24 protein-coding genes are annotated in these 26,152 nt (G+C 65.1%); 3 read left to right on the top strand and 21 right to left on the bottom strand.

All coding sequences use genetic code 11. From position 1 onward, the window contains the following. Positions 1–42: 42 nt before the first annotated feature. Together ABD678_RS06750 and ABD678_RS06745 are read left to right on the top strand one after the other, a co-directional pair. The gene (locus tag ABD678_RS06750; RefSeq protein ID WP_344755014.1) at positions 43–816 is read left to right on the top strand and encodes an MBL fold metallo-hydrolase; all 774 of its coding nucleotides are present in this window, start codon (positions 43–45) and stop codon (positions 814–816) included. 1 nt (position 817) lies between these two features. After that, positions 818–1,450, top strand: a complete 633-nt coding sequence (locus ABD678_RS06745) for a pyridoxal 5'-phosphate synthase (protein ID WP_344755012.1) — start codon at positions 818–820, stop codon at positions 1,448–1,450. A gap of 92 nt (positions 1,451–1,542) precedes the next feature. On the opposite strand, the gene ABD678_RS06740 is transcribed toward ABD678_RS06745, so the two are convergent. The 17 genes from ABD678_RS06740 to ABD678_RS06660 all read right to left on the bottom strand — a co-directional run bounded on the left by ABD678_RS06740 (position 1,543) and on the right by ABD678_RS06660 (position 20,322). Further along, complete coding sequence (locus tag ABD678_RS06740; protein WP_344755010.1) at positions 1,543–2,364, bottom strand: aldo/keto reductase; 822 nt, start codon at positions 2,362–2,364, stop codon at positions 1,543–1,545. 22 nt (positions 2,365–2,386) lie between these two features. Beyond that, positions 2,387–3,193, bottom strand: coding sequence for a sulfite exporter TauE/SafE family protein (locus tag ABD678_RS06735; RefSeq protein WP_344755008.1), 807 nt, complete (start codon positions 3,191–3,193; stop codon positions 2,387–2,389). Between the two features lies 1 nt (position 3,194). Beyond that, complete coding sequence (locus ABD678_RS06730) at positions 3,195–4,337, bottom strand: bifunctional 2-methylcitrate synthase/citrate synthase (RefSeq protein ID WP_344755006.1); 1,143 nt, start codon at positions 4,335–4,337, stop codon at positions 3,195–3,197. Between the two features lies 1 nt (position 4,338). Beyond that, positions 4,339–5,244 carry a methylisocitrate lyase gene (gene prpB, locus ABD678_RS06725; RefSeq protein WP_344755004.1) on the bottom strand — a complete coding sequence of 302 codons (906 nt, stop codon included), beginning with the start codon at positions 5,242–5,244 and terminating at the stop codon, positions 4,339–4,341. After that, the gene (locus tag ABD678_RS06720) at positions 5,244–6,776 is read right to left on the bottom strand and encodes an MmgE/PrpD family protein (protein WP_344755002.1); all 1,533 of its coding nucleotides are present in this window, start codon (positions 6,774–6,776) and stop codon (positions 5,244–5,246) included. Before ABD678_RS06720 ends, prpB begins: the two co-directional genes overlap by 1 nt. A 15-nt stretch (positions 6,777–6,791) precedes the next feature. After that, positions 6,792–7,454, bottom strand: a complete 663-nt coding sequence (locus ABD678_RS06715; protein ID WP_344755000.1) for a GntR family transcriptional regulator — start codon at positions 7,452–7,454, stop codon at positions 6,792–6,794. A gap of 92 nt (positions 7,455–7,546) precedes the next feature. Continuing rightward, positions 7,547–9,523, bottom strand: coding sequence for an alpha-ketoacid dehydrogenase subunit alpha/beta (locus ABD678_RS06710; protein ID WP_344754998.1), 1,977 nt, complete (start codon positions 9,521–9,523; stop codon positions 7,547–7,549). Beyond that, positions 9,516–10,391, bottom strand: coding sequence for an amidohydrolase family protein (locus ABD678_RS06705; protein WP_344754996.1), 876 nt, complete (start codon positions 10,389–10,391; stop codon positions 9,516–9,518). The genes ABD678_RS06710 and ABD678_RS06705 overlap by 8 nt, the downstream gene beginning before the upstream one ends. A 46-nt stretch (positions 10,392–10,437) precedes the next feature. Further along, a complete protein-coding gene (locus ABD678_RS06700) occupies positions 10,438–11,298 on the bottom strand; it encodes an ABC transporter permease (protein WP_344754994.1) in 861 nt (286 codons plus the stop codon). Then, positions 11,295–12,173, bottom strand: a complete 879-nt coding sequence (locus ABD678_RS06695; RefSeq protein ID WP_344754992.1) for an ABC transporter permease — start codon at positions 12,171–12,173, stop codon at positions 11,295–11,297. The genes ABD678_RS06700 and ABD678_RS06695 overlap by 4 nt, the downstream gene beginning before the upstream one ends. Beyond that, a complete protein-coding gene (locus ABD678_RS06690; protein WP_344754990.1) occupies positions 12,170–13,297 on the bottom strand; it encodes an ABC transporter ATP-binding protein in 1,128 nt (375 codons plus the stop codon). The genes ABD678_RS06695 and ABD678_RS06690 overlap by 4 nt, the downstream gene beginning before the upstream one ends. A 54-nt stretch (positions 13,298–13,351) precedes the next feature. Continuing rightward, positions 13,352–14,581, bottom strand: coding sequence for an extracellular solute-binding protein (locus ABD678_RS06685; protein ID WP_344754988.1), 1,230 nt, complete (start codon positions 14,579–14,581; stop codon positions 13,352–13,354). A 195-nt stretch (positions 14,582–14,776) separates the two neighbouring features. Next, complete coding sequence (locus ABD678_RS06680; RefSeq protein WP_344754986.1) at positions 14,777–16,726, bottom strand: flavin-containing monooxygenase; 1,950 nt, start codon at positions 16,724–16,726, stop codon at positions 14,777–14,779. Continuing rightward, the gene (locus ABD678_RS06675) at positions 16,723–17,934 is read right to left on the bottom strand and encodes an FAD-dependent oxidoreductase (RefSeq protein WP_344754984.1); all 1,212 of its coding nucleotides are present in this window, start codon (positions 17,932–17,934) and stop codon (positions 16,723–16,725) included. Before ABD678_RS06675 ends, ABD678_RS06680 begins: the two co-directional genes overlap by 4 nt. A 5-nt stretch (positions 17,935–17,939) precedes the next feature. Then, positions 17,940–18,710, bottom strand: coding sequence for a maleate cis-trans isomerase family protein (locus ABD678_RS06670; protein WP_344754982.1), 771 nt, complete (start codon positions 18,708–18,710; stop codon positions 17,940–17,942). After that, on the bottom strand, positions 18,707–19,714 hold the full coding sequence (locus ABD678_RS06665; RefSeq protein ID WP_344754980.1) for a carbon-nitrogen hydrolase family protein: 1,008 nt from the start codon (positions 19,712–19,714) through the stop codon (positions 18,707–18,709). The genes ABD678_RS06670 and ABD678_RS06665 overlap by 4 nt, the downstream gene beginning before the upstream one ends. After that, positions 19,711–20,322, bottom strand: coding sequence for a cysteine hydrolase family protein (locus ABD678_RS06660; protein ID WP_344754978.1), 612 nt, complete (start codon positions 20,320–20,322; stop codon positions 19,711–19,713). The genes ABD678_RS06665 and ABD678_RS06660 overlap by 4 nt, the downstream gene beginning before the upstream one ends. A gap of 107 nt (positions 20,323–20,429) precedes the next feature. Between ABD678_RS06660 and ABD678_RS06655 the strand changes: the two genes are divergently transcribed. Continuing rightward, a complete protein-coding gene (locus tag ABD678_RS06655; protein WP_344754976.1) occupies positions 20,430–21,227 on the top strand; it encodes an SDR family NAD(P)-dependent oxidoreductase in 798 nt (265 codons plus the stop codon). Between the two features lie 5 nt (positions 21,228–21,232). On the opposite strand, the gene ABD678_RS06650 is transcribed toward ABD678_RS06655, so the two are convergent. The 4 genes from ABD678_RS06650 to ABD678_RS06635 all read right to left on the bottom strand — a co-directional run bounded on the left by ABD678_RS06650 (position 21,233) and on the right by ABD678_RS06635 (position 26,140). After that, positions 21,233–22,612: an MFS transporter gene (locus ABD678_RS06650; RefSeq protein WP_344754974.1), complete on the bottom strand. Its 1,380-nt coding sequence runs from the start codon at positions 22,610–22,612 to the stop codon at positions 21,233–21,235. A gap of 65 nt (positions 22,613–22,677) precedes the next feature. Beyond that, positions 22,678–24,090: an aldehyde dehydrogenase family protein gene (locus tag ABD678_RS06645; RefSeq protein WP_344754972.1), complete on the bottom strand. Its 1,413-nt coding sequence runs from the start codon at positions 24,088–24,090 to the stop codon at positions 22,678–22,680. 29 nt (positions 24,091–24,119) lie between these two features. After that, a complete protein-coding gene (locus tag ABD678_RS06640) occupies positions 24,120–25,190 on the bottom strand; it encodes an ABC transporter substrate-binding protein (protein WP_344754970.1) in 1,071 nt (356 codons plus the stop codon). 53 nt (positions 25,191–25,243) lie between these two features. Next, on the bottom strand, positions 25,244–26,140 hold the full coding sequence (locus ABD678_RS06635) for an ABC transporter permease (RefSeq protein ID WP_344754968.1): 897 nt from the start codon (positions 26,138–26,140) through the stop codon (positions 25,244–25,246). Positions 26,141–26,152 lie beyond the last annotated feature (12 nt).

The raw sequence follows: 26,152 nt of genomic DNA, 5'->3' as shown, positions 1-26,152 counted from the left end.
GCCATCCGTGCAGGATCGTCGGCCACGTCCTAGCCTGAAGTCATGACCCAAATCGCCGTCACCTACCTCGGCGGGCCGACCGTGCTGCTCGAATACGCGGGCCTGCGCATCATCACCGACCCCACCTTCGACGAGCCCGGCCGCTACCCGGACCCGGATGGCGGACAGGCGCTCGTGAAGACCCGCGGCCCCGCCCTGCAGCCCGCCCAGCTCGGCCCGGTCGACCTCGCGCTCGTCTCCCACCATCATCACGAGGACAACCTCGACACCGCGGGACGTGAGTATCTCGCCGAAGTACCGCGCACACTCACGACGGTCGCGGGAGCCGCCGAGCTCGGCGGGACGGCGGTCGGACTCGAACCAGGCCAATCGCATCCGGTCGGCTCTGTCACAGTGACGGCGACGCGGGCACTGCACGGACCGGACGACGTCGCCGAAGCCATCGGCCCGGTCATCGGGTTCGTACTGCAGGCCGAAGGGGAGCCGACGGTCTACGTCAGCGGCGACAACGCATCGCTCGATGTCGTCCGGGAGGTGACCGGGACGTTCGGCGGCGCATCGATCGCGATCCTCAATGCCGGTGCCGCCCGCGTGCGGGAGATCGACGCCGACCTCACCTTCGGGTCGGCCGCCGCGGTGAAGGCAGCCATCATCCTTGCGGCGCAGCAGGTCGTGGGAGTGCACACCGAGGACTGGGAACACTTCTCGGAGTCCCGCGAGCAGCTCGAGAAGGCCTTCGCCGCCGCCGACCTGACCGAGGTCCTCGTCGACTCACCACGCGGCGAGCGGGTCGTCATCGAGGTCGGGACGCTCTGACATGCACTCGCGGCCTTCGGTGACCGGCACGATCGACCTCGAGCTGCCCGAATTCGACTCTCCGCCGGCCGACCCGATGCCCCTGCTCGTCTCCTGGGTCGACACCGCGGAGCGCCTCGGCGTGATCGAGCCGTACAACATCGCCATCGCGACGGCCGATGAGAATGGCGATCTCGGGAACCGGTTCGTGCTCGCGAAGTCGTTCGATGCGAGTGGGATGACGTTCGCGACGAATACGAGCAGCCTCAAGGGTCACCAGCTCGCCGCCAACCCGCGCGCGGCCGCCGTCATCTACTGGCGGGAGACGCGACAGCAACTGCGGCTGACGGGCGCTGTCGAACTGCTCACGGATGCCGAGTCCGACGCGATCTGGACGGATCGGCCGGTCCAGTCGCAGGCGGCCTCTGCGGCATCCGCGCAGAGCGCGACGCTCGAGGACGACGCCGCGTACCGAGCGGAGGCGGCCAGGCTCGCGGCGCCGGGAGTACCATTGCTGCGCCCCGCCGACTGGAACGGGTATCGACTCCGTCCCGACTCGATCGAGTTCTGGCACGGCGGTGCCGACCGGATGCACCGTCGCCTGCGCTACGACCGAACCCCCTCCGGCTGGACCCACCGCCGTCTCTACCCCTGAGGATTGCCGCGCGGGGGCGTGTCCGCGGAATGCTCCCTCCCCAGCTCCCTTCGTGACAGCCCTGTGGGCTTCCTCGGGGAGCGGAACGGTAGTCAGCTGACGGTGTTGGGGTCGCTGCTGACCCGGCCCGCGCCTCCGCGCTCGAGGGCGGTGATCGCGGCGAGCTCGGCATCCGTGAGCTCGAAGTCGAAGACGTCGAAGTTCTCGACCATGCGTTCGCGGTGGTTCGTCTTCGGGAACACGATGTACCCGCTCTGCAGGTGCCAGCGGATGATCACCTGAGCCGGAGTCCTGCCGTGCGCCGCCGCCGCCGCGGTGACCTCCGGCAGCTCGAGCAGCGGGTACTTCGCCTGCCCGAGCGGTCCCCAGGACTCGACGGCGATGCCGTGCTCGCGGGCGAACTCCGCGGTCTCCGGCTGCTGGTGGGCGGGGTGCAACTCGATCTGGTCGACGGCGGGAGCGACATCCGTCTCGGCGAGGAGCCGCTCGAGGTGCGGCACGAGGAAGTTCGCGACGCCGATGCTCGTCGTGAGGCCCTGATCGCGCAATTCGATGAGGGAGCGCCAGGCGTCGACGTACCGGTCGTTCGCGGGGGCGGGCCAGTGGATGAGGTACAGATTCACGCGCTCGAGGCCCAGCTTGTCGAGGCTCTCGCGCAGCGCCGCCGGGGCGTCGCCCTGCCGGTCGTTCCAGAGCTTGGTCGTCACGTAGAGCTCGTCGCGCGGGATGCCGGATGCCGCGATCGCTCGCCCGACACCCTCCTCGTTCCCGTAGATGGCGGCCGTGTCGATGTGCCGATAGCCGACCTCGAGCGCCTCGGAGACGATGCGCTCGGTCTGCGCCGGGTCGACCTTGAAGACGCCGAAGCCGAGCTGGGGGATGGTTGTGCCGTCGTTGAGCGTGATGCTGTCCATGGCTCGAGCCTAGGCCGAGCGACTAGGCCGGAGGCGCGGGCTGCTCCGTCGGCCCAGGGCGCGGTTGGCTGAGCGCATTCCAGGCGAGTTGCACGGCGCAGTAGACGAGGAGGAGGGCGAACAGGATGCTGCCGAGCGCCGGTGGTACAGCCCAGGCCAGCGCGGCCCCGCCGATCGAGGCCGGAACGGACAGGCATCCGATGACGGCCGCCGCCGTGAGGTCGGTGTGACCCCGCCGCGCGTTCGCGATCGTGCCCGTGATCGCCGTCGGGATCATCATGAGCAGCGACGTGCCCTTCGCCACGAGGTCGCCCACGCCGAAGACGAGCATGAGCGCAGGAACGATGAACACTCCCCCGCCGATACCGAGCAACCCGGAGAGGGTGCCGGTGACGAGGCCGAGCGCGACGAGACCGGCGATGACCCAGGGGTTGAAGGCCAGATCGACGGAGCGGTCGGGAACGAGGAAGAGCATCCGTACCGCGACGACGAGGAGGAAGGCGACAAAGATCCAGCGCAGAATCTTCTGACGGGTATGGTGCAGGAGCCAGGTACCGAGGAGCGACCCGACGATCGCCCCGGCAGCCAGCAAACCACCGGCGATCCAGTCGACCGAGCCGTGCGCAGCGTAGGCGATCATGCCCGCGATCGCGGTCGGGAGCACGGCGGCCAGCGACGTTCCGCTCGCCCGGCGCTGCGCGAACCCGACCACCACGATGAGCAGCGGGACGAGGACGATCCCGCCGCCGACACCGAACAGGCCGGAGAAGAACCCGACGACGAGTCCGATCGCGGCAAGCCGCAGCATCCGGCCCCGGTTCAGGGTCACCCTAGGAGGCTACTGACTGCTGGGCCACGTGTCGCTCGTCCGGCCCGTCGTAGGCGGAGAGCGGACGGATGAGCGCGTTGGAGGCCATCTGCTCCATGATGTGCGCCGTCCAGCCGGTGATCCGGCTCATGACGAAGAGCGGCGTGAACAGCTCGGTGTCGAACCCGATGAGGTGGTAGGCGGGGCCGGACGGGTAGTCGAGGTTCGGCTTGATGCCCTTGCGGTCGTCCATCGCCTTCTCCAGCGTGCCGTAGAGCTCTGCGAGATCCGGTCGGTCGTACTCGGCGATGAGCGTGTCGAGCGCCGCCTTCATGGTCGGCACGCGCGAGTCGCCGTTCTTGTACACGCGGTGGCCGAAGCCCATGATCTTGCGCTTCTCGACGAGGGCGGTGTCGAGCCAGGCCTCCGCGCGGTCCGCAGTGCCGATCTCCTCGAAGATGTGCATGACGGCTTCGTTGGCGCCGCCGTGCAGAGGCCCTTTGAGCGCGCCGATCGCCGCCGTCACGGCCGAGTACAGGTCGGCGAGTGTGCTCGTGACGACGCGGGCCGTGAACGTCGAAGCGTTGAAGGAGTGCTCGGCGTAGAGGATCATCGAGACGTCGAAGGCGTTGACGACCGTGATGTCCGGAACTTCGCCGAAGGTCATGTGCAGGAAGTTCGCCGAGTAGGCGAGATCGTCGCGGGGCTCCACGAGCTCCTGGCCGCGGCGACGACGCTGGTCGTAGGCGACGATCGCCGGGAGCTGGGCGAGGAGATAGATCGCGCGACCGTTGTTCAGGTTCCGGTCGAGGATGCCGTTCTCCTCGGCGAGCGTGGGATCGGTCGCGCCGACGACGCTCACCGCGGTGCGCACGACATCCATCGGGTGAGCGGTGAGCGGCAGCTCGTCGATGACGCGCTTGGTCCGCGGATCGAGCGCACGCATCGAGCGCTCGAGCTTCTGGAACTCCTCCAGCTGCACAGGCGTCGGCAGCTCGCCGTTCCAGAGCAGGTAGGCGACCTCCTCGAACTGGCAGTTCGCAGCGAGCTCCTGCACCGGGTAGCCGCGGTAGAGCAGCGAATTCGTCTCCGGGTTGACCTTGGAGATCGCCGTCGTGTCGACGACGACGCCGGCGAGGCCCTTGCGAATGTCCTGGTCAGTCATGTCACTCCGTTGGTTCGAGGGTGAAGTTGAAGACGCCGGAGTCGAAGGCGTTGTACGCCTCGTAGTCCAGCAGTTCGTACAGTCGCGCGCGCGTCTGCATGTCACCGACAGCTGGTTTCAGCGTACCGGCGGCACGGAGGGTGTCGAGACCCCGCTCCGCCGCCCTCATGGCGAGGCGCAGCAGGCTCACCGGGTAGATGACGATGTTGATGCCGATGCCGGCGAGCTGTTCGGTCGTGAACAGCTCGCTCTTGCCGAACTCGGTCATGTTCGCGAGCACCGGAACATCGACGGCCTTCCGCACGGCTTCGAATTCGGAGAGATCCTTCATCGCCTCCGGGAAGATCGCGTCGGCACCCGCGTCGACGAGTTCCTTCGCACGATCGACGGCCGCCTGAAGCCCGTCGACCGCCCGGATGTCGGTGCGGGCCAGGATGAGCAGGTTCGGGTCCCGGCGTGCGCTGGCCGCCGCCCGGATGCGCTTGATCGCGGTGTCGGAGTCGACGACGGCTTTGCCGTCCAGGTGGCCGCAGCGCTTGGGATTCACCTGGTCCTCGATGTGCAGGCCGGCGACCCCGGCATCCTCGAGGGTCTGCACCGTGCGCGCGACGTTCATCGGTTCGCCGAAGCCGGTGTCGGCATCCACGATCGCCGGGAGGTCGGTCATCCGCGCGATCTGGCCGGCGCGCATCGCCACCTCGGTGAGCGTCGTGAGGCCGATGTCGGGCAGGCCGAGGTCGGCGGCGATGACGGCGCCGGAGATGTAGACACCCTCGAAGCCCTTGTCCTGGATGAGCTTGGCGCTGAGCGGGTTGAAGGCGCCCGGGAAGCGCAGGAGCTCACCGCTGGTGAGCCGCTCGCGAAGGAGCTGGCGCTTGGCGGCCGGGGTCACCGTGGAGTACAGCATCAGAAGAGTCCTTTCGGGGTGTCGGCGGAGACGAGCAGGCCAGGTTTCGCGACCACCGTGAGACCGCCGAGTTCGTCGGCTTCGAGCTCGGGCAGTCGCTGAACGAGCCCGAGGAAACGCTCGATCTCCTCCTCGTCGAGCACATGCTCGGCCAGCATCCGGAATTTGTCGATGTACTGCTCACGGGCGAAGGGGCGCGCGCCGAGCGGGTGCGCATCCGCGACGGCGATCTCATCGACGATCGTGGAGCCGTCGGTCATGGTGATCTCGATGCGGCCACCGAACGCCTTCTCCGCGGTGTCGAGCGAGTGGTAGCGGCGCGTCCACTCGGCGTCCTCCTCCGTGCTGACCTTCTTCCACAGCTCGACCGTGTCGGGCCGGCTCGCACGGTCGGGCGCGTAGGAGCGCTCGTGGTGGAACTCGCCATCCTGGAGCGCGACGGTGAAGATGTACGGGATCGAGTGGTCGAGCGTCTCGCGGCTGGCCGTCGGGTCGTATTTCTGGGGGTCGTTCGCACCCGAACCGATCACGAAGTGGGTGTGGTGGCTCGTGTGGATGACGATGCGCTCGATGCGCTGGGCGCCATCGGGGCTCGTCAGCTCCGGATGCTCTCGGTTCAGCTTGCGGGCGAGGTCGATCCAGGCCTGGGCCTGGTACTCGGCCGAATGCTCCTTCGTGTAGCTGTCGAGGATGGCGGCCTTCGCCTCGCCCCGCGAGGGCAGCGGGACGGTGTAGCGGGCATCCGGGCCGTCGAGCAGCCAGGCGATGACGCCATCCTCGCCTTCGTAGATCGGGGTCGGACTCGTCTGGCCGCGCATCGCCCGGTCGACGGCTTCGACCGCCATCTTGCCGGCGAATGCTGGCGCGTGGGCCTTCCAGGTGGAGATCTCGCCCTTACGGGACTGGCGGGTCGCCGTCGTCGTGTGCAGGGCCTGGCCGATGGCCTGGAAGATCGTCTCGGTGTCGAGCCCGAGCAGGGTACCGATTCCGGCGGCGGCGCTCGGGCCGAGGTGGGCGACGTGGTCGATCTTGTGGGCGTGCAGGCTGATCGCCTTGGCGAGGTCGATCTGGATCTCGTACCCGGTCACGATGCCGCGAACGAGGTCGGTGCCGTTGCGGCCGACGTGCTGGGCGACCGCGAGAATCGGGGGAATGTTGTCGCCGGGGTGCGAGTACTCTGCGGCGAGGAAGGTGTCGTGGTAGTCGAGTTCGCGCACGGCGACGCCGTTGGCCCAGGCCGCCCACTCCGGGGTCACTCTGCGATCGATGGGCTTGCCGAACACCGTTGCACCGACGCCTCCGGTCGAGACCGGCTGCGACAGCGCCTGAGCGCGCGCGGCGATCACCGGGCCCCGCAGCAGCGAGGCGGTCGCCACGGCAGCATTGTCGATGATGCGGTTGATGACCATGTCGGTCGCCTCGGGGGTCACCTCGACGGGGTCGGTCGCGACCTCGGCGATCTTCCAGGCGAGCTGGCCTTCGCGGGCGAGGTTCTCTTCGCTTTTGTGTACGCGTACTTCGTGCTGATCCATGGTGTTCCCCCTTGCTTATCGTGATGTGGTTACTGTCTCGGTGGTCGTGTCAACCGCGTTCAGAATATTCTTCAGGCTCTTTTTCAGGTGGATGCTGGTGGCATTCGCAGCAAGCTCGGAGTCGCCGTCGACGATCGCCTCGACGATCGTCATGTGCTCGCCCGCAGCGGCGATCAACCGGGCGCTGTCGTCACGCGCCAGTCGGCGCGCGCGGGTCAAGTGGGGTCGCAACTGACGGATGGCGGCGAGCAGGAAACGACTCTGGAGCGCCGCGTCCATCGCCGCGTCGAGACGCTCGACGAGAGCGTAGTACTCCCGACGATCATCGTCGTGCTCGAGCAGGGCGGGGGCGACGAGGAACTCATCGCGCAGGGCGAGGAAGACCGCAGGATCCCGGCGCAGCGCGACCAGCCGCGCGGCCTCGGACTCGAGTACGACCCTCAGCTCGAACAGCTCGATGATCGTCTCCCGGGAGAGGTCGCTGACGACAACGCCACGGCCGGGCAACGGGACGAGCAGGCCTTCGGCGGTGAGCCGCGCGAACGCCTCACGGATCGGGGTACGGGAGAGTTTCAGGCGATCGGCCTGCTCGACCTCGGTGAGGATGGTACCGGGACGCAATGTCCACTCCAGGATCTCGCCGCGGAGCGCCTCGAAGGCCTGATCGCTCGCCCGCATCGCACCTCCTGCGTATACAAAGATCGCGACAGACAGCAAAAGAATGCCGCTTTCTCCGATTATATCGCACCTATGTATACAGAGCGCCTTTCTTACCGACCCAGCAAGGCTCGCACCGCGAAGTAGATCTTCTCCGACGTCGGCACAACGGCCTGCTGCAGATTGGGGGCGGACGGCATGCGCACATCCGGAGTTCCGAGTCGTACAACGGGTGACGGCAACTCGTCGAAGCAGCGCTCGGTGATCCTCGTGACCACCTCGGCACCGAAACCCGAGGTCTCGGTGGCCTCGTGGACGACGAGGACACGACCCCGGCATCTCTCGACGACCGAGGCGATGGATTCCTCGTCGAGAGGACGCAACCACCGCAGATCGAGGACCGTGGCAGAGATGGACTCGGACTGCAGCCGCTCCGCCGCAGCCAAGGCACGGTGCAGCATCGCCCCCCAGGTGATGATGGCCACGTCCTCCCCATCCCGGTGGACCCTGGCGCCCTCGGCCCGCTGGAGGGGGCCTCCGACCTCGACGGACGCGCTCTCCTGGTAGAGCTCGCGCGCTTCGATGAGAACCGTCGGGTCCGGATCGGCCACCGCCGCCCGGAGCATGTCGTACGCATCCTGAGGCGTGGACGGCAGCCCCACCTTGATCCCCGGCATGTGGGCGAAGAATGCCTCAATGGACTGGGAGTGCTGGGCGCAGGATCCGGGGGTGACCCCCTGCTGCATCCTGATCGTGAGGGGAGCATGCAGTCTCGAACGATTGATGTACCTGACGTTGGTCGCCTGGTTGACGATCTGATCGAGCGCGACGAACACGAAGTCCGCCCACATGATCTCGACGACGGGACGCATCCCCTCCATGGCCGCGCCGATGGCGGAACCGAGGATGGCACTCTCCGAGATCGGTGTATCGAAGACGCGCTCGCTGCCGAACTCCTTCTGCAGACCCCGGGTCACACCGAAGATGCCTCCGCTGAAGCCGACATCCTCGCCGTAGACGAGCACCTCCGGGCGATTCTCGAGCTCGGTTCTCAAGGCGAGGTTGGCCGCCCTCTGGTAGGTCAGTTCGAGAGTCTGGACCTGCCCCGAGACAGCCCCGGGCACGGGAACCTCGCCGTAGAGGTGATCGAGGACGGTCGCGGGGTCCGGAAGCGGCATCGAGCGCACCCGAAGGGTGGCGTCGTCGATGATCGAGGCCACCTCCGCGTCGACGTCACGCAGATCCTGCTCCTCCAGCAGCCCGTGGTCGAGCGCAGCGTTCCGCAACCGGGCGATCGGATCGGCGGCAGTGGCCGCCTCCTGATCCTCTGTCGGGCGATAGTGCTCGATGTCCTTGTTGTAATGACCCTTGAGCCTCACCGTCTTGCATTCGAGCAGGACCGGCCCCTCCCCCCTGCGACAGACCTCGGCGGCCTGGGAGACCGCCTTCTCCACGGCGAACGGATCGAGGCCATCGACGACGTGGCTCTCGATGCCCAGCGCCGTCCCGCGTACGGCGAGGTCCGCTCCCCGGGTCGTCCGGGAGATCGGGGTCATCTCCGACCATCCGTTGTTCTCGCACAGGAAGATCACGGGAAGGTTGTTGGCGGCGGCGAAGATCATCCCTTCCGACGTCGAGCCTTGATTCATCGCGCCATCGCCGATCGAGGTGACGACGACCCGCCCGGTCCCCTGGGACCTCGCGGCCAGTGCCACCCCATCCGCGATCGGCACCCCGGCGCCGACGATGGAGTTCTCGCCCAGGAACCCCGCATCCGGATCGCTGAGCAGGGCCGAACCCGCCCTCCCACCGTTGGTGCCACCGGCTCGCTGCGCGATCTCGCCGAGCACCGCCGCCGGCTCGGATCCGCAAGCCAGGGCCCAGCCGTGGCCCCGGTAGGTGGCGAGCACCCTGTCCTGCGGCTGGAGCGCCGCCAGCGCGCCGACCGGAATCGCCTCCTGGCCGAGGCACGGATGGATGGACCCGGCCGCCAGCCCCTCCGCCGAGAGCTCGAGCACTCGCTCCTCGAAGCGGCGGATGAGCGACATGTGCCGGTACGCCGACCGTACCGTAAGCGCCTCATTACGCATGAGTTTCCTCCTGATCAGTCGGAGCCGGGACCTCGTCGAGCCCGAAGACCCGCCGCGCATTTCCTCCAGCGACAAGGTCGAGAGTCTCGGCGGGCAGCTCCAGGTCGCGAAGCTGCCGTAGCGACTCGGCGAAGCCCTGGACCGGGTAATCGGTACCCCAGATGACCTTTCGGGCGCCATCCTTGTTCGACCAGTACTTCTGCAGTATGTAGTCGAGCACCTCACTGCCCCAGTGGGCCGGAGGGTGCGCGTCGGCGACGACGTACACGTTCTCGTGGTTCTTGCACAGCATGAGCATCTCGGTGAGGAACGGATGGCCCAGGTGCAGGCCCAGGATCTTCAGCTCGGGAAAGTCGAAAGCGACATCGTCCAGGAGCAGCGGATGGGCTGAGAACTTCGCGCCGGAGCGTGGCGACTGGGTGCCCACCTGGAGACCGATCGGCACCCCGAGCTCGGCGCACTTCGCGTAGATCGGATAGTAGAGCCGGTCGTTGATCGGCACCCCGAACCAGTGCGGATAAACGTGCACGGCCTTGAAGCCGAGCTCACGGACGGCGTAGTCGATGTAGCGGACGGTCTCCATGGTGGTGAGCGGATTGATCCCCACCCAGCCGAAGAGCCGATCCGGCGCCGCTGCGAGCATCGGATGGATCTCCTCCGCACCGATCGGATCGATCTCTCCCCCAACGCCATCGGCCACCACACTGGCGATGAGGCCGGCCATCGCGATGCCGTTGGCGTCGAGCTCGGCGATCAGGTCGCCCAGCTGCCACGGCTTCGGATCGCGACGCGGGATCTGAAGGTAGTCGTAGAGCCCGAGGTTCGGGTGCCCACGGTAGTTGACGGAACAGTCGACGATCACATTCACTCCATATCTCTTCACTCTGAGCCCTCGAGCTCGGCGGCCTCGGGCCTCAGGCCTTCAGCACCTTCTCCAACCCGAGCGTCCTCTCCAGGACGATGACCGCCACCAAGGTCCCGAGGATCAGCATGACGCTCAAGGCGGCGACCGAAGGGTCGACGATCAGTTCTGCGTATCTGAAGATCTCCACCGGCAGAGTCCTGGTCTGCGCACCGACGAGGAACACGGTCATGGTGAACTCGTCAAAAGACGTGATGAACCCGAAGATGGTCGCGGCGATGAGACCGGGCCGGAGAAGGGGAAAGGTGATCCGGGCGAACGTGCGGACCTGGCCTGCACCGAGCACAGCGGCCGCCTCCTCCAGGGATTTGGGGATTCCCAGCAGCGTGCTCCCGACGATGCGGACCACGTACGGCATCACGATCACCGCGTGAGCCACGATGAGCCCCGACGTCGTGCGGATGAGGCCGAACTGAGTGAGCACGATCAGCATCGCGATGCCGTAGACGATGCGCGCGAGCAGCAACGGGCTCAGCAGGAAGGCTTCGACCAGCGCAACACCTTTGAAACGATTGCGAGTGAGCCCCCAGGCCGCCAGAGAACCGGCGATAAGGCTGATCCCCGTTGAGACGATCCCGACGAGGAAGCTCGTGAGAAAGGCCTCGGGAAAGTTCGTGCCCTCGAAAACCTTGACGTACCAGGCAAGGCTCAGTCCGCCCTCGGGAAAACCCACCACCGGTTTCGGGTTCAGGCTCACCGGGATGAGGATGAGCAGCGGAAGCGCCGAGAGCAGTGCCATGACGGCCGCATAGAGCCCGAGCATCCGAGGCGTCGCGCGCCTCTTTCCGGCTCTGCCTCTGCGCGCCGGGACCGTCGCGGGCGGCAGTGTCGTGCTCAGCATCTCCTGGCTCATCGCGTCATCCCACCCATCAGCCGGGACTGGATCCGACTCATGACCACGACGACGCTCAACGTCAACAGCAGCGTCACGACGGAAAGGGCCGCGCCCATCGGCCAGTCGAAGTCGACCATCATCCTGCTGTAGATGTCGGTCGTGATCACGTTCACCTTGCCGCCTCCGAGCATCTGAGGGGTGACGTAGGAACCCATGGTCAGGATGAACACCAGCATCGCCCCCGAGATCAAGCCGGGAGCGCTGAGGGGAAGGGTCACGCGCAGGAAGCGTTGCACCGCTCCTGCTCCCATGACAGAAGCCCCCTCCTCCAGCGAGCGCGGTATCTGGCTCAACGATGTCGTGAGGCTGAGCACCATGAACGGCATCAGGATATTCACCTCGCCGACGACCACCGTCATGAAGTTGTACAGCAGCTGAAGGGGCTCCGAGACGAGACCGAGCGACAGAAGAAGCTGGTTGACGACGCCTTCCCGACCGAGCAGGATGAGCCAGCCGATACTCCGGACGACGACACTGATCAGGAGTGGCGAGATGATGGCCAGCAGGATCAGCGCCTTGTACCTCGAGGTGGAACGGACCAGGTAGTACGCGAGAGGGTATCCGAGCACCGCGGTGATCACCGTGACGACCACCGCAAGCTCCAGGGACGTGACGAGCGAGGTCAGATGAAATGCCCTCGCGAAGATCTCCGCGTAGTTCTCGAAGGTGAGGACCTCGCTCGGTTTCGGGTAGGCATCCGTAGTGCTCAATTGGATCAGGCGGAGCAGCGGCAGGAGGAACAGCGCCCCGATCAGGATGAGTGCCGGTGAGATGCTGATCAGTAACGAGACGAGTCGTCGCCTGCTCGCCGTCATCTTCAGGCGCGCGTTCATGACGGCAGGAGGTCCGGAAGCACCGTCCCAGCGCCGTAGGCGAACTGGATCCGGACATGATCGCCATCGGCGAACTCGGTGTCGCCGGAACGATCGCGCGGAACATTCGCCGCGATCTCCCCGACGATGGTGTTCATCGTCACATCGATGCGATCCCCGAGGTAGACCACCGTCTTGACGACGCCCATGATGGTGTTGAGGCCGTCGTCGTGACGCTCGGAGGCATGAGTGAGACGAATGCGCTCGGGGCGGACGGACAACTGGACCCTCTCGCCCGCCGGCGTCTCTCGCCCGCCTTCCAGGGCTATCCGGCTCCCATCCGCCAGCACGACATCCGTCCGACCGGCATTGCCGGATGCGACGACCCCATCGAGCAGATTGATCCTTCCGACGAACTCGGCCACGAACCGGGTCGCCGGCTCATCGTAGATCTCCAGCGGGGTGGCGTACTGCTCGAGCCTGCCACGGTTGAGCACGGCGACATGGTCGCTCATGGAGAGGGCCTCACCCTGATCGTGCGTCACGAAGACGGTGGTGATGCCCACCTCCTGCTGGATCCTGCGGACCTCGATCTGCAGCTGCTCGCGGAGATGCTTGTCGAGGGCGGCGAACGGCTCGTCCAGGAGCAGAACCCTCGGGTCCGTCACGAGCGCCCTCGCGAGGGCGACTCGCTGCTTCTGTCCGCCGGAAAGCTGCTGCGGCCTCCTCGCCTGGAACCCGTCGAGCCCCACCAGAGCGAGCATGCGGTCCACCCGCTCCGCGACCTGACCGGACGACAGACGCGAACGCTCTCGTCGGGCGCGCCTCGAGCTCCTGATCCCGAAGGCAAGGTTGTCGCGAACCGTCATATGGGGGAACAGGGCGTAGTCCTGCGCGACCATCCCCAGCTGCCGCCGGTGGGTCGGGGTCGCGGCGATCGACTCGCCGTCGATGAGTATCTCACCGGAGGAGATGTCCTCGAAGCCGGCGATCGATCGCAGGATGGTGGTCTTGCCACTCCCGCTTGGCCCGAGCAGCGTGACGAGACTCCCCGGCTCGATCGTGAGAGAGACGTCCTGAACCGCGTGGACATCCGGACCGAAACTCTTGCTGACCGAATTCAATCGAATGGAGGCAGCGTTCATTCTCGGTGGTTCCTGACGTCGGTGCCCGGCTCCGGCAGCGGAGTCCGGACGAGGCTACTGCAGATTGTCTTCGATCAGCTTCTTGATCATCGCAGTATTCTCGCCGACCCACTTGTAGTCGACCTTGTAGAAGCGCTTGACCGCGTCGGCCGCGGTGAAGCTATAACCGTTAAGACCCTCGATCTGTGCACTGCTGGCATCGACCGTGACGTCACCGTTCGACGGGGTCAGGAACGACTGCTCGAAAGCAGCCTTCTGTGCGCCATCGCCGAGTGAGAGGTCGATCAATCCGGCCATGGCCTTCTTCTGGTCGGCACTGTTACCGCTGACCGACTCAAGCTGATAGGTATTCAGGACGGCCCCCTCAGAAGGAAGAGACATCGCGAGTTTCATACCTGCCTTCGAGTCCCGAACTGTGACGCTCAGGTAGTCAGGAGCGGCCCAGATCTCACCACGATCCATCGCCTGGTGCAGATCGGCAACGGAGGTGATCCACATGCCGATGTTGTCCTTCGCCTTCTTCCACTGCTCGATACCTTTCTCGACCTCCGTGCTATCCGCACCGGCAGCAACGGCGGCCATGAGATAGGCGTCGAAGTAGGCAGGCCACATCGCGACCTTGCCCTTGAGCGAGGGACTGTAGAGATCATTCCAGCTGTCGAGCCCGCTAGGCAGCTTCTCCGGGTTGTACGAGATGCCGAATCCGTTGAACACCCAGGGTGTTCCTGCATCGTTGCGCAGTTCCTCAGGAACCTTCTCCAGGTTGGGCACGTCTGCGGTCGTCATGTGCTCCCAGAGGCCGTCCTTGACACCGGACCAGGACAGGGCGTCGTTCATCATCCCGCCCTGGATCGACCGAGCCGACTCGGGACTTGCGAGCAGCTGCGCATAGGTCTGGGAAGCCGGGCCCTCCAGCGGGGCGATGCTGACCTTCGAGTTCTTGCCGGTGAAGGGGCCGAACACGTGCTTGTTCATCAAGTCGAGATATCCGGGGAACAGTGCGAAGGCAATGTCCGCAGTGAGGTCCGCACCGTCGGGATTGTCTCCGGACCCCGGCTGCGACGTGGGCGCACAACTCGCCAGCACACCGACAGAGACGGCGCCGAGACCGGCGACTGAGATTGCCTTCAGGAAGCTTCTGCGATCCAATGTGACTCCTACGGTTTGCGGACGAAAGGTGCACTCTCGATGGAACAAACTCTGTCGTCTTCCGATCGCATTGTCAACATTTTCGGCAATTTTCCACAAATTTGTTTCGCTAGACGAAACGACGTGCGAGATCACGCATCGCGCCTCCCGCGGGCGTAACAGGGAGTGATTTTCGCCACCTTCTCCGAAGATATCTCCTTAAAATTGAGGTGCTCGAGATCACTCCGCCCTCTTCGCCAGCCTCTTCTTCACTTCCGTTCGCTATATGTTCCGATAGGCGGTACATATGCGCTTCTCGATGGCGGCTTACTGTAGGACCGCGTCCACGGGTCACAGGTAGTCGTAATCGTTCCCTGGCCCTCTCGTGCCGCGCCAGAACTCCATGGTCGACAGCGGCCAGTTCTGGGAGACCCTCCCGAAGCGATTCCGGTACCAGCTGTTCACCGTGGAGTGCCCGACCGCCAACCCCTTTGCCGCCTCGTCGAGCCGCTCGTAGAACTCCTCGAATACCTCCTCGCGCAGCACCATCGCCTTCGCGTCACGACGCAGCAACTCGCCCACGCAGGACATCGCGTACTCGAGTGCCAATTCGACGAAGAGCACAACGCTGCCGTTCGTATTGACGTTGGTGTTGGGTCCGTAGAGGCAGAAGAGGTTAGGGAACCCGGGAATCGTGCTCCCGTACTTGGCGCGGGCGTCCCCGCCCCAATACTCCTCGAGTGTCTGTCCGTCCAGCCCGGTCAGGGAGAGGGAGGCGAGGAACTCCGAGGCCCGAAACCCGGTGCCGAGGACGATCGCATCGAGAGCAATCGTCTCGCCGGCGACGACGATGCCATCGGGAGTGACGCGCTCGATCGAATCGGTGATGACGTCGACATTGTCGCGCTGCAGGGCTTCGGCCCACGTTCCATCGTCCCGCACCGAACGTTTCGCATACGGCGGATAAGCCGGCAGCAGCTTCTCGACCAGGTCCGGGCGATCGGCGAAGGCCGTCCGCAGGCTCTCCTCCAGGACCGCCCGCACCGCCTCGTTCGCCTCAGAGACCGATACCGGATGCTCCCAGGCTGGATCGACGACTGCGAACTCCCGAAGGCCCTCGACATTGCGCCAGAACTGGGTAAAGCGATAGAACCGGTAATAGTAAGGGGTCGTTGACAACAGATGCCTGAATCCCGGATCCAATGGCAGGTTGTACCCGGGAGTCGGGAGGACCCATGCGGGAGTCCTCTGGAACACGCTCAGATGCGCCGCCGCCTTCGCGAGCGGCGGGATCACCTGGAAGGCGCTCGCACCGGTGCCGATCACCCCGAGCCGCAGGCCGTCGATCGGAACATCGTGCCGCCAGCGCGCGGTGTGCCAGACAGGGCCGGAAAAGCTCCCCAATCCCGGGATCTCAGGGTAGTACGGCTCGTTCAACTGGCCCACCGCCGAGATGAGGACGTTCGCGTCGACGACCGTCCTCGCACCCGTCGCCGAGTTCATGACGACGAGAGACCACAGACCCGATTTCTCGTCATAGCGCCCCTCAGTAACGGTCTCATCGAATCGGATGGCTTCCCGCAACCCGAAGTCCTCGGCAAGGCCCCGCAGATAGTCCAGCACGGCATCGCGCGGGGAGAACTGGTCCTCCCATTCGCCGTGCTGCGAGAAGGAGTAGCTGTAATTGAAGTTGCTCGTGTCGAGCCGGGCTCCCGGATAGTCGTTGTCGTGCCACACTCCGCCGAGATCCGGTCGGCGCTCGAAGACCGTGACCGGAACCCCCGCCTGCCGAAGTCGATGGGCGGCGGCCAGCCCCGACATCCCCGCTCCGATGACGACCGCGGTGAATTTCCGCCCCGGGGCGAGCTCCGACAACGTCCAACCCGGATGCCCGGCATCCTCGGGCAGGGCCAGCTCATGCTTGAGCAAGGGCAGATAGTCGGCCTCGAGCAGACCGGTCAGGAACTCCATGATCGCGCGAAGCCGCTCATCGGAATGCACTGGTTCCGGTAATTCTCCTAGCCTGCGGATGAGATCCGACGCCGCTGCGACGGCATCGGCCCTGACCTCAGGGTCGACGCCTCCCGGCGGTTCGGTGCGCAGGGCCTTGAACCCCGTCTTCGGACCGAACCTGCCTTCGAGCACGCCGAGCTCGCCGGTCCGGTATGCCAGGGCGGCGAGAAGGGAGGGCAGGTGCGCCTCGGCCAGCCATCCCTCCAATTCGGCGGCGTCTCGAGGGGGACCGTCGTCTCCCGGGTCCCTCTCATCGGATGCGGCATCGCCTCGGGCCGCCGGTGTCACGTGGAGAACTCGAGCCCGGCTGCACCCAGCATCGCCGCACGATAGATGTGCTCCTTCTCCAACACGAGGTCGCCGGCCTGCGAACGCAACTCCTCGAGGCGAGCCTGACGGTACCGGGGGTCGAGGAGATCCGTTCCTGCCCGGTTGTCCGTCGTCATCGGTTGCACGAGCATCTCCGAGACCAGGCGACGGCCTGTGGCGTATGCGTTCAGTGCGGATTCAAGGTCCTCCTGCTCGAATGCGAGCGCGAGCTGATGCGCATCGTGGACACCGGAGTTCAGCCCCATGCCGCCAGTGGTACTGGCCAGATGCACCGCGTCGCCGGCGAAGAGGACCCTCCCGACGCGGAACCTATCGGCGAGACGCTGATGGCTGCGATAGAACTGATGCTGTTTCAGTTCTATGGAGAAAGGGTCGACAGCCCCGTGTAGAAGAAGCCTCATCCCGTCGATGAAGGACGGGTGCGGATTGTCGCCGGTGTACTCGTACTCCTCGTCGACCCCCAGATCGGTGGTGATCGCCAGGCGCCAGATGTCCGGCGTGCGGATGACGGAGACGCGCCCTCGCGGCCCGCTCCAATAGCTCACCGGAGGGAGGTCATCGACGTAAGCCCCCAAGTCGAGCGGGGTCGCCACGACGAGGCTCTGGGTCGGATAGGTGAACCCGGGGAAATCGAGGCCGAGCGCCTTCCGGGCGATGCTGTGAGCGCCGTCGGCCGCCACCATCCACTCGGCCCGTATCACCTTCTCGGTCGCGCCATCGTCGACGGTGATCGACACGGCACCTTCATCCTCGGCGAAAGACGTCATCGCATGCTCGTAGAGGACGGGAACCCCCTCGGCGACAAGAGCATCCTTGAGATGACGAATGACTTTGTACTGCTCGTACTGGAGCCGGAAGGGGAATCGCGTGAGGTCGGAGATCACGTCATAGCGGAAGGCGGCCTCTCCACTGAGCTCGAGGTCGCGGTAGACCATCTTCTCCAGCCGCACTCCCGTCGCGAGAATCGGCTCCGCGATGCCGAGCTCGTCGAAGATCTCCAGCGTCGGTGGGTGGAGAGTCGAACCTCGCCACTCCGAACGGATGCGATCCGGCTCCGACTCGAGGACGATCACCGGGACCCCGCGCTGGTGCAGCCCCAGCGCGGCAACCATCCCCACCGGACCCCCTCCGACGATGGCGACTCGTGCGTCGACAGTTGTACTCACCCTGCTCAGCCCTTTCGATCGTTGCTGCGTCTGCTCATGATCCGTTCGTGCAGCGAGACGAGAGCGGGGCTCTCGCTCTGCTGTACCAGGTCACCCGAACCATCCAGTGCCATGAGACTCACCCACGCCGAGGCGAGGTTCGACGACACCACCGGTCGGGGAGCCTCGGGCATTCTCGCCTCGAGCGCATCCAGGCTCGGTGCTCCGGTTCCCGCGACGAGAACAACCGCGTCCGGTGTGTCGGCGGCCTCCGACATCGCCTCATCGAGGACTGGCAGTACGGCGCTGTTCTCGAGATCGTAGATCTTCCCGGTGCCCGGGATCAGTACTGTCTTCGCCACCACGAATCCGGCGCCTCTCCAGAAGCCCGCGGAGGCGTTCGTGAGCCAATCCGGATAGGGGCTCACCAGAATGACCTCGCGGGCCTCGAGTTTCCTCAGGACCTTCACGAGCGCACCCGCCGAGGTGAAGGCCGGCACTCCCCCCAGCTCCGCCCCGAACCGGACCGCCAACTCGCCATCGCCCTTCTCGCCGAGAGGGTACGAGCTGCCGGTACAGGCAGCGAGCACCGCCTCGAGGCCGAGACCGTTCAGAGTCCTCGCCGTCGGAGGCAAGTCGGGGACGTATCCGCTGAGACGAGCCTTGAGGTCTCCCTCCAGGACCGGGAGCCGGGCGACATAGCCGTCGACCGAGCGTGGAAGGAGCCTCCTCAGCTCGGGTTCGACCGTGGGGTTGGCCGGGGGGACGATCACCCCGAGAGCATGGCGCTTCATCATTCGGCATCCTCTCCGTTCTCCTGATCACGCTCGGCTTGCGCCGGCTCGTCCCGGATCAGGGTGACGAGCGGAGCTGCCCGATTGTCGACCCTCAACTGATAGACGTCCGATCGGTTGTAGTGTCCCCCCATGTCGTTGATGAGCCGCGAGCGCAGGCAGGCGTCGAAGTCGACGTCGGCGGTCACGATGCCCTCGGTGTTCCCTTCGAGGGGGCCGGCGATGATCACCCCCGAGGGGTTCACGATGCACGCGCCGCCGTTCTTCTCCGGATCGGCGAGAAAGGCCCGATCCTCGTCCGTTATCGCGATGTCGGCGATCATGCCGGCATCGTTCACACCGCTGGCGCTCACGACGAAACAGCCGAGCATATGGGCGACGCCTCTCGAGGCGATACCGCTGATCTCCCGGACTCCTCCCAGCGAACTCGGCGACACGTGAGCCGGCCAGCTGGCGACATGCACAAGCGGATGCTGCGCAGCGATCATGCCGAGCGCCAACGGGTTCGAGTTCTCCCCGCAGATCAAGGAACTCACGACACCGAGGGGCGTCTCGAAAGTACGCTGCGTCTCCGCGCCTCCGGGCGAATGCACCATCCGCTCCGTCATGGTTGCCACGAGCTTCTGGTGCTTGCCGATCAGAGCGCCATCGGGTCCGATGCAGAGCTGCGTGTTGTACAGGGTGCCGCTCGCACCGGGGGCCCGCTCGGTCAGCCCGATCACGACGGTCGTGCCGGCCATCCGGGCCGCCTCGGCGAGCCGATCCGTGGACGGCCCGGGGATCGTCACCGACTGATCGATGAGGCGCAGAGCCCGGCTGATGCTGTCACGATGCCCGCCCGGCAGGTAGTGGAACCAGGACGGATGCCCCGGCACGAAGTTCTCCGGGAAGGCGACGAGCGAGGCACCCGCCTTCCCTGCCTCGGCGATCAGGCCGCAGGCCTTGTCGATCGTTGCTTCCCGATCCAGCCACACCGACGAGGCCTGGACCGCGGCCAGGATCGTCACAACACCACATCGCTCTCGGCGGCGACAATCTCTTCGGACTCGACCACCTCGCAGAAGTAGATCCCGAGATTCTCGATCGCCGACTCCCCGAGCGCGGCGCGTGTGCTGCCGACCAGATCGCGGGGGAGAGCGACCGTGAAGTCAGCCATATAGGCATCGCGCACCGTCGAGTCGACGCAGACGTTGGCAGCCGTGCCGCAGACGACGAGTTTCGTGCGCGCCCTCGCCTGCAGGAGGTTTCGAAGCGGCGTTCCGACGAACGCGCTGTACTTGCTCTTCTCGAGGGCGACATCCCCGGGTTGTGGGACGAGCCCGTCGTAGAGTTCCGCTCCCCACGTGCCTGCTGCTGCGATCGCAGTGACGCCTCGCCCCATGGCCGAGGCCCGCTCTCGTCGCGCCTCCGAGACGAACTCTGCTCGCGCATTCTGCAGTATCCAGATGACTAGCGCCCCCTTCTCCCGCGCACGCTGGAGGAAGAAAGGAAGTCGGGCCGCGACCTCCTGGTTCCTCGAAACGTCCGCACCGAGCCCGGCCAGCGCGCCTTCCGAAGAGCAGAAGTCGTTCTGCATATCGACCACGATCACAGCGGTCTTCTCATCGAGTCTCATCATGCGCTCCTTGCCTGTTTCTCTCCGGATTCTTTATAAACCTGAATATTGCTTGTGTTAGAATAGCGGGACCTACCGGACTGCCACGAACGAACGGAGTCGCTTCTATGAGCACTGAACCCGACGACCTTCACGACCACCGACCCGTCGACGACATGAGGGGCAAATCCATACTGGTCACCGGCGCGGCCCAGGGCCTCGGTCAGGTCATCGCTCGCCAACTCGCCGCACGAGGGGTCGTCGTCGCCGCGCTTGACATCCAGGACACCGGGAGAACCGTGGACCTGATCGAGGCCGAGGGAGGCCGGGCCCTCCGTCTGCGGGGCGATGTGACCGTTCAGTCCTCCATCGAGGAAGGTGTGAACGAGATCGTCTCGACGACCGGACGAATCGACGGTCTCGTCAACTGCGCCGCACTGTTCACGACACTCCAGCGCCGGCCGTTCATGGAGCTGGACCTTGGAGAGTGGGAGCGCGCCCTCGCCGTCAACGCCACCTCGGTGCTTCTCTGCACGCGAGCAGTCGCACCCCGCCTCGTCGCGCAACGTGCCGGGGCCATCGTCAACATCGCCTCGAACGTCGTCAGCTACGGGGCGTCCGAGTTCCTGCAATACGTCTCGTCCAAATCTGCCATCATCGGGATAACCCGTGGCCTCGCCCGGGAACTCGGTGATCACCTGGTCCGAGTCAACACGGTTTCGCCGGGCATGGTCACCACGGACATCACGGTCGCCCAGCACGGCGACGAGTACCGCAAGCGCGTCATCGACACGCAGTGCATCAAGGAACCCATCCGCCCCCGCGATATCGCCGAGGTCGTGAGCTTCCTCCTCAGCGACGCGAGCCGCTACATCACGGGCCAGAACATCCTGGTCAACGCTGGCAGTCATATGGGACCGGCCTGACACCGTCAATCACCCCCCGTGACTCGACGCCGATGTTGATCACGCAACGAGATCGCGAGCGCGAGACATAAGGCCAGGATGATGCCTCCGAACGCAGCGGTCGCCGCCGTCTCCCATCCCGCAACCGGCTGCACCGAAAAGAGGATCGCCGTGATCACGGCGACGCCGATGGCCGACCCCACTCGCTGGCCGGTCTGCAGAACGCCGCCTGAGGATCCGGCGTAGTGGAGAGGCACCGAAGTGAGCGTAATGGTCTGGTTGGGGCTGATGACCGAGCCCTGCGCCGCGCCTATGGGAGCCAGCGTGAGCAGAAGCCACCATGGGCTCACCCAGCCCCCGGCGCTCAGATGGAGCACGACGATAGTGAGTACCAGGCCGACGAGAGCGACGACGATTCCCGCGGAAACGATACGGCGCCCGATCGAGTAGACGTGTCTACCCGCCCAGCGCGCTGAGATAGCCCCGAGCAGAGCGCTGGGCAACCCGATCAATCCGGCCTGGAAGGCACTGAAACCGATTCCGAGCTGAAGATAGACCGCCACGATCACCCAAACGGCGGTGATCCCCAAGAAGTAGACCGTGGCGAGAGCCACCCCGGAACTGAATCCGGCATCCGAGAGAATGCCCAGATCCACCATCGGCATCCGGCCGAGACGTTTGTACCGACGCTCCCAGAGGACCCACGCCGCGAGGACGGCCACCCCCACCGGGAGCAACCCCCAGACGTAGCCCCCGATCGGTGTGGCGAAGGGAAACAGCACCAGGAAGATCGACAGCCCCAACAGAAGCGACCCCACCAGGTCCAAATCGAGTCTCGACCCGCGCTCCACGTTGCGCTGGAATACGACGGGACGAGGGAACCAGAGGAGTGCGAGAACGAGCGCTGTCGCGCTCACCGGCACGTTGACGAAGAACGTCCATCTCCACCCCTCCTCACCGCCCACGGAGTCGATGATGAGGCCACCGAGCAATGGCGCCATTCCCATCGACACCGCGACCACGGTGCCGTACGCTCCGAGCGCGCGTGCACGCTCCGCACCCTGAAAGTACTGCTGGATCATCCCGAGTATTTGCGGGCTGAGAAGTCCGGAACCGATGCCTTGAAGCACTCGGGCGAGGTTGAGCAGAAGAACATCGCCCGCGAGCCCCGCGACGATGGAGGCCGTGGCGAAGACGAGGACTCCGATGAGATAGAGCCGTGGACGACCCACGAGGTCGCCAAGCCGGCCCGCCGGGATCAAGGTGACCCCGAAGCTCAGAGCATAACCGGCAAGGACCCACTGAAGATCCGACTCGGTGGCCCCGAGACTCTGTCGGATCGACGGCAAAGCGACGTTCACGATGCTGATGCCGGTCAGGGTCAAGGCGACCGTGACCAGGAGCACCGAATGAATCCGCCAACGATTGACTGTCCCCGAGCCGGTAAGCGGGGATGTCATGGGTTCGGTCATTACTGGCCCATCGTGAACCCCGCGGGCGCGCCGGGTGCGAGAGAAGTCCAGACCGACTTGGGCCGCGTGTACAACCTGGCCGCCTCGGTGCCATTCTCTCGGCCGTAACCAGACAGGCCGATACCGCCGAAGGGGACCAGCTCGGAGAGAACCCGATACGTATTGATCCACACAGTGCCCGCGCGGACCGCGGCCGCCATACGGTGAGCGCGTCCGATGTCCGAGGTCCATATCCCGGCCGCGAGCCCGAAGTCGGTGCGGTTAGCCAACTCAACCGCCTCCTCGTCGTCGTCGAACGTCGTGACCGCCAGAACCGGTCCGAACACCTCGTCCCTCAGCACTCTTGCATCGGGCGGTAAATCGTCGAAGATCGTCGGCGGAACGTAGAAGCCTCCGCTCAACGCGGGATTGCCCGGCATCGATGCCTGGGCGACGACCTTCCCGACCTTCGAGGTCTCTTCGATGAAGGCCAGCGTCTTGTCCCGTTGAAGCGACGTGATCTGGGGACCGACATCCGTTCCCGATTCGAATGGATCCCCAACGGTAAGGCCCCGAACACGTTCCGCAAGCAGGTCGACGAGGGCGCGGTGGACGGAGCGATGAACAACGAGCCGGGAGCCGGCAATGCACATCTGCCCGCAGGAGGCGAATACCCCCAGGGTTATCGCATCGGCTGCCTTCTCCAGATCCGCATCCTGGAACACCACCTGAGGCGACTTGCCGCCGAGTTCCATGGCGACCGGCACCAGCCGTTCGGCGGCACTTCTGGCGATCGCCCTGCCAGTGGCGTCGCTCCCCGTGAAAACGATGAGATCGACGTTCGGGGAAGCGACAACGGCCTCGCCCACTTCGCGCCCGCCGATGAAGACCTGAACGAGATCCTCGGGGATACCCGCCGAGCGGAGCATATCCTTCAGAAGCAAAGCAGTGAGTGGTGTGTCCTCCGCAGGTTTGAGAACACAAGCGTTGCCGAATGCCAACGCGGGTGCGATCTTCTTGGCCGCGAAGAAGAACGGAACGTTCCACGGGATGATTCCCGCTGCTACTCCGTAGGGCTCGGGCGAGGTGTAGATGAGATGATCCCCGTCCATGGGAATCATCTCACCGACAACCTTGTCCGCCCATCCTCCGTAGTAACGGAAGGAGCCGGCCGCGCGAAGTACTTCTCGTCGGGTATCCGAGAGCAGCTTGCCGGTGTTCCTGCTCTCAAGTTCGGCTATCTCCTCGACGCGGCTCTCGATGATCCCGGCCACGCTCGCGATCAGCCGCCCGCGCTCACTCGGATGCCGTCGCGCCCACTCCACCTGCGCAGCGCGGGCCGCGCTGATTCCCACTTCCACTTCCGCGGCCGTAGTGAGCGGAAGCTCACGAAGAACACTGCCTTCAATGGGGGAATAGACAACCTGAGTCACGAGCGACCTGCCTCCTCATCTCTGAGTTTCTAGACGAGCTTGCGCGCGTCGTCGAGGTACTCGTGCGTGATCAGCTTGTCGATGCCGACCGTCTGGTTGATCAGGCCGGTCTTCTGCATCAGATCCTGACCACTCAACCAGGCGTCATCGTCGAGCGCGAGGAATTCATTCTTACCACCGGCGGTCCACCCCTCGACGAGCAGTGGCATCGCAGCAAGCGACTGCTCAGTGTCGGCATCCGGTGTGTACACCTGAAGATCCTTGACGACCTGCTCATAGTTGCCCGGGTCGCTCGCGAACTCCATTGCCTGCAAGACGCCTGCCAGGAAGCGAGTCGGCATGTCGGAGCCCGAATCGAGGAGCTTCGACGACAGGTTGTAGGTGTCCGAGGGAACCTTGGCGTAGTCGTCCGAGTTGAAGTAGTAGACCGCTCCGAGCTCGTCATTGATGAGTTGCCGGTCGGTGTCCACCGAGATCCAGGCGTCGACCTCGCCCTTGCGAGCGAGTTCGTACGCAGCCGTTCCGACTCCCGTGATCGGACGGCTCACGCTGGCACGATCGACGCCTGCGCCCACGAGCATCATGTCCAGAAGGTTTTCGGTGGACCCGCCCGCGGAGACGACGCCGACAGTCTTACCAGCCAACTCGGCCGGGCTCTTGACCGGCTTGTCCGCGAGCGACACGAGATCGAACTGCGAGCGCTGACGAACCGTCGCAATAGAGAGGAGCGGCGCGCCCTCGTTGGCGCAGGCGATGATGGCGTTGACGCCTGCCGTGCGAGAGAGATCGACGGCATTGCTGAGCACACCCTGGATAGCCGACGCCGTGCCGGTGCCACCCTTGATATCGAGATTCAGGCCCTGCTCGTCGAAGAAGCCCCGCTCCTTCGCAACGAGTACCTCGACGAAGCTGAGGCTGATGCCGAATGCCGTCATGTAGGTGCCGCTCAGCGTCTTCGGCTTACCGGTACCCGGATTCTCCGGTGCCGGTGCTGCGCAGCCCGCAAGAATGAATGCCGCACCGGTGCCGGTTGCGATGAGGGTGCCACCGAGGAAGGCGCGACGCGACAACGATGTCTGATTGCTGGTGCCGAACTTCATGGTTCTCTCCTGGTTTCTCTAGTGATGGGGGTGGGACTATCGATCACGTGCTTTCATCTCTTCTGTACGGATTCATGCCATGGGATCAGAAGACGGCGAGATCCGGCAACGACGCTGTAGAGGACGAAGCCGAAGAGCGTCATGATCAGGATCGAGCCATACAGCTTGTCGATCTGCAAAGCATTCTGAAGGTCAACGGCCCACCTGCCGAGGCCTTTGTCGCCGCCGAGGTATTCACCGACGATCGCACCGACCGTTGCCTGAACGACCGCTACCTCAAGCCCCGCGAGGATGTACGCCATCGTGTGCGGGACTTCCACCTTCCAGAACCGCTGAAGCCGGTTCGCCTTGAGCGAGGTCATGAGATCGTGCATGGACCGTGGCACAGAGCGCACACCGAGCGCGGTGTTGATGAGCAGCGGGAAGAAGGCCAATAGTGCTGCGATGAGAATCTTCGACTCGGCGCCGAAACCCAGCCACAGCAGGAAGAGCGGTACGAGGGCCACTTTCGGGACGACCTGCGTGGCAACGACGAAGGGGCGCGAGACCCGTTCGAAGACGGGCGATTTCCCGATCGCGAAGCCTAGACCGACCCCGACGATGATCGCCCAGAAAAGCCCGGCCACGACTTCGTAGAAGGTGGTCCATATGTGCTGCGTCCAGGTATGAGGATCTGTGATCTGATCAAGGAAGGCTGCCCCGACGGCTTCCGGAGCGGGCAGCACGAAGCGAGTGACACCGCTCCACTCGGTATACAGCTTCCAGGCGACAAGGAAGATGATGATCAGCAGGGGCGTGGAGACGATCGTCAACCACCGGCTCTTGAGAATCCGTTGGCGAAGCCCGGGGATCGGTGCCCGGGCCAGGATCTCTGCGTCGGTTGCGCTCAGATTCTTCGGTCCCTGCTCGGTGAGGATGGCCGCGGTGTCGGGGTTTTCGTTGGTGATCATGGATGCCGTTCT

Origin of the sequence: Leifsonella bigeumensis (assembly GCF_039537265.1) — a bacterium.
GTDB classification, from domain to species: Bacteria; Actinomycetota; Actinomycetes; order Actinomycetales; family Microbacteriaceae; genus Terrimesophilobacter; species Terrimesophilobacter bigeumensis.
The sequence above is the reverse complement of the archived record's forward strand: the minus strand, read 5'-3'. Positions and strand labels throughout refer to the sequence as shown.

Coding starts and splice junctions, on each gene's coding strand:
- ABD678_RS06720 (WP_344755002.1), bottom strand. CDS start 6,776: ATGGATCAGCACGAAGTACGCGTACACAAAAGCGAAGAGAACCTCGCC.
- ABD678_RS06670 (WP_344754982.1), bottom strand. CDS start 18,710: ATGATGAAGCGCCATGCTCTCGGGGTGATCGTCCCCCCGGCCAACCCC.
- ABD678_RS06640 (WP_344754970.1), bottom strand. CDS start 25,190: ATGAAGTTCGGCACCAGCAATCAGACATCGTTGTCGCGTCGCGCCTTC.
- ABD678_RS06635 (WP_344754968.1), bottom strand. CDS start 26,140: ATGATCACCAACGAAAACCCCGACACCGCGGCCATCCTCACCGAGCAG.
- ABD678_RS06715 (WP_344755000.1), bottom strand. CDS start 7,454: ATGCGGGCGAGCGATCAGGCCTTCGAGGCGCTCCGCGGCGAGATCCTG.
- ABD678_RS06700 (WP_344754994.1), bottom strand. CDS start 11,298: ATGAGCCAGGAGATGCTGAGCACGACACTGCCGCCCGCGACGGTCCCG.
- ABD678_RS06745 (WP_344755012.1), top strand. CDS start 818: ATGCACTCGCGGCCTTCGGTGACCGGCACGATCGACCTCGAGCTGCCC.
- ABD678_RS06740 (WP_344755010.1), bottom strand. CDS start 2,364: ATGGACAGCATCACGCTCAACGACGGCACAACCATCCCCCAGCTCGGC.
- ABD678_RS06690 (WP_344754990.1), bottom strand. CDS start 13,297: ATGAACGCTGCCTCCATTCGATTGAATTCGGTCAGCAAGAGTTTCGGT.
- ABD678_RS06655 (WP_344754976.1), top strand. CDS start 20,430: ATGAGCACTGAACCCGACGACCTTCACGACCACCGACCCGTCGACGAC.
- ABD678_RS06660 (WP_344754978.1), bottom strand. CDS start 20,322: ATGAGACTCGATGAGAAGACCGCTGTGATCGTGGTCGATATGCAGAAC.
- ABD678_RS06750 (WP_344755014.1), top strand. CDS start 43: ATGACCCAAATCGCCGTCACCTACCTCGGCGGGCCGACCGTGCTGCTC.
- prpB (WP_344755004.1), bottom strand. CDS start 5,244: ATGCTGTACTCCACGGTGACCCCGGCCGCCAAGCGCCAGCTCCTTCGC.
- ABD678_RS06695 (WP_344754992.1), bottom strand. CDS start 12,173: ATGAACGCGCGCCTGAAGATGACGGCGAGCAGGCGACGACTCGTCTCG.
- ABD678_RS06730 (WP_344755006.1), bottom strand. CDS start 4,337: ATGACTGACCAGGACATTCGCAAGGGCCTCGCCGGCGTCGTCGTCGAC.
- ABD678_RS06710 (WP_344754998.1), bottom strand. CDS start 9,523: ATGCGTAATGAGGCGCTTACGGTACGGTCGGCGTACCGGCACATGTCG.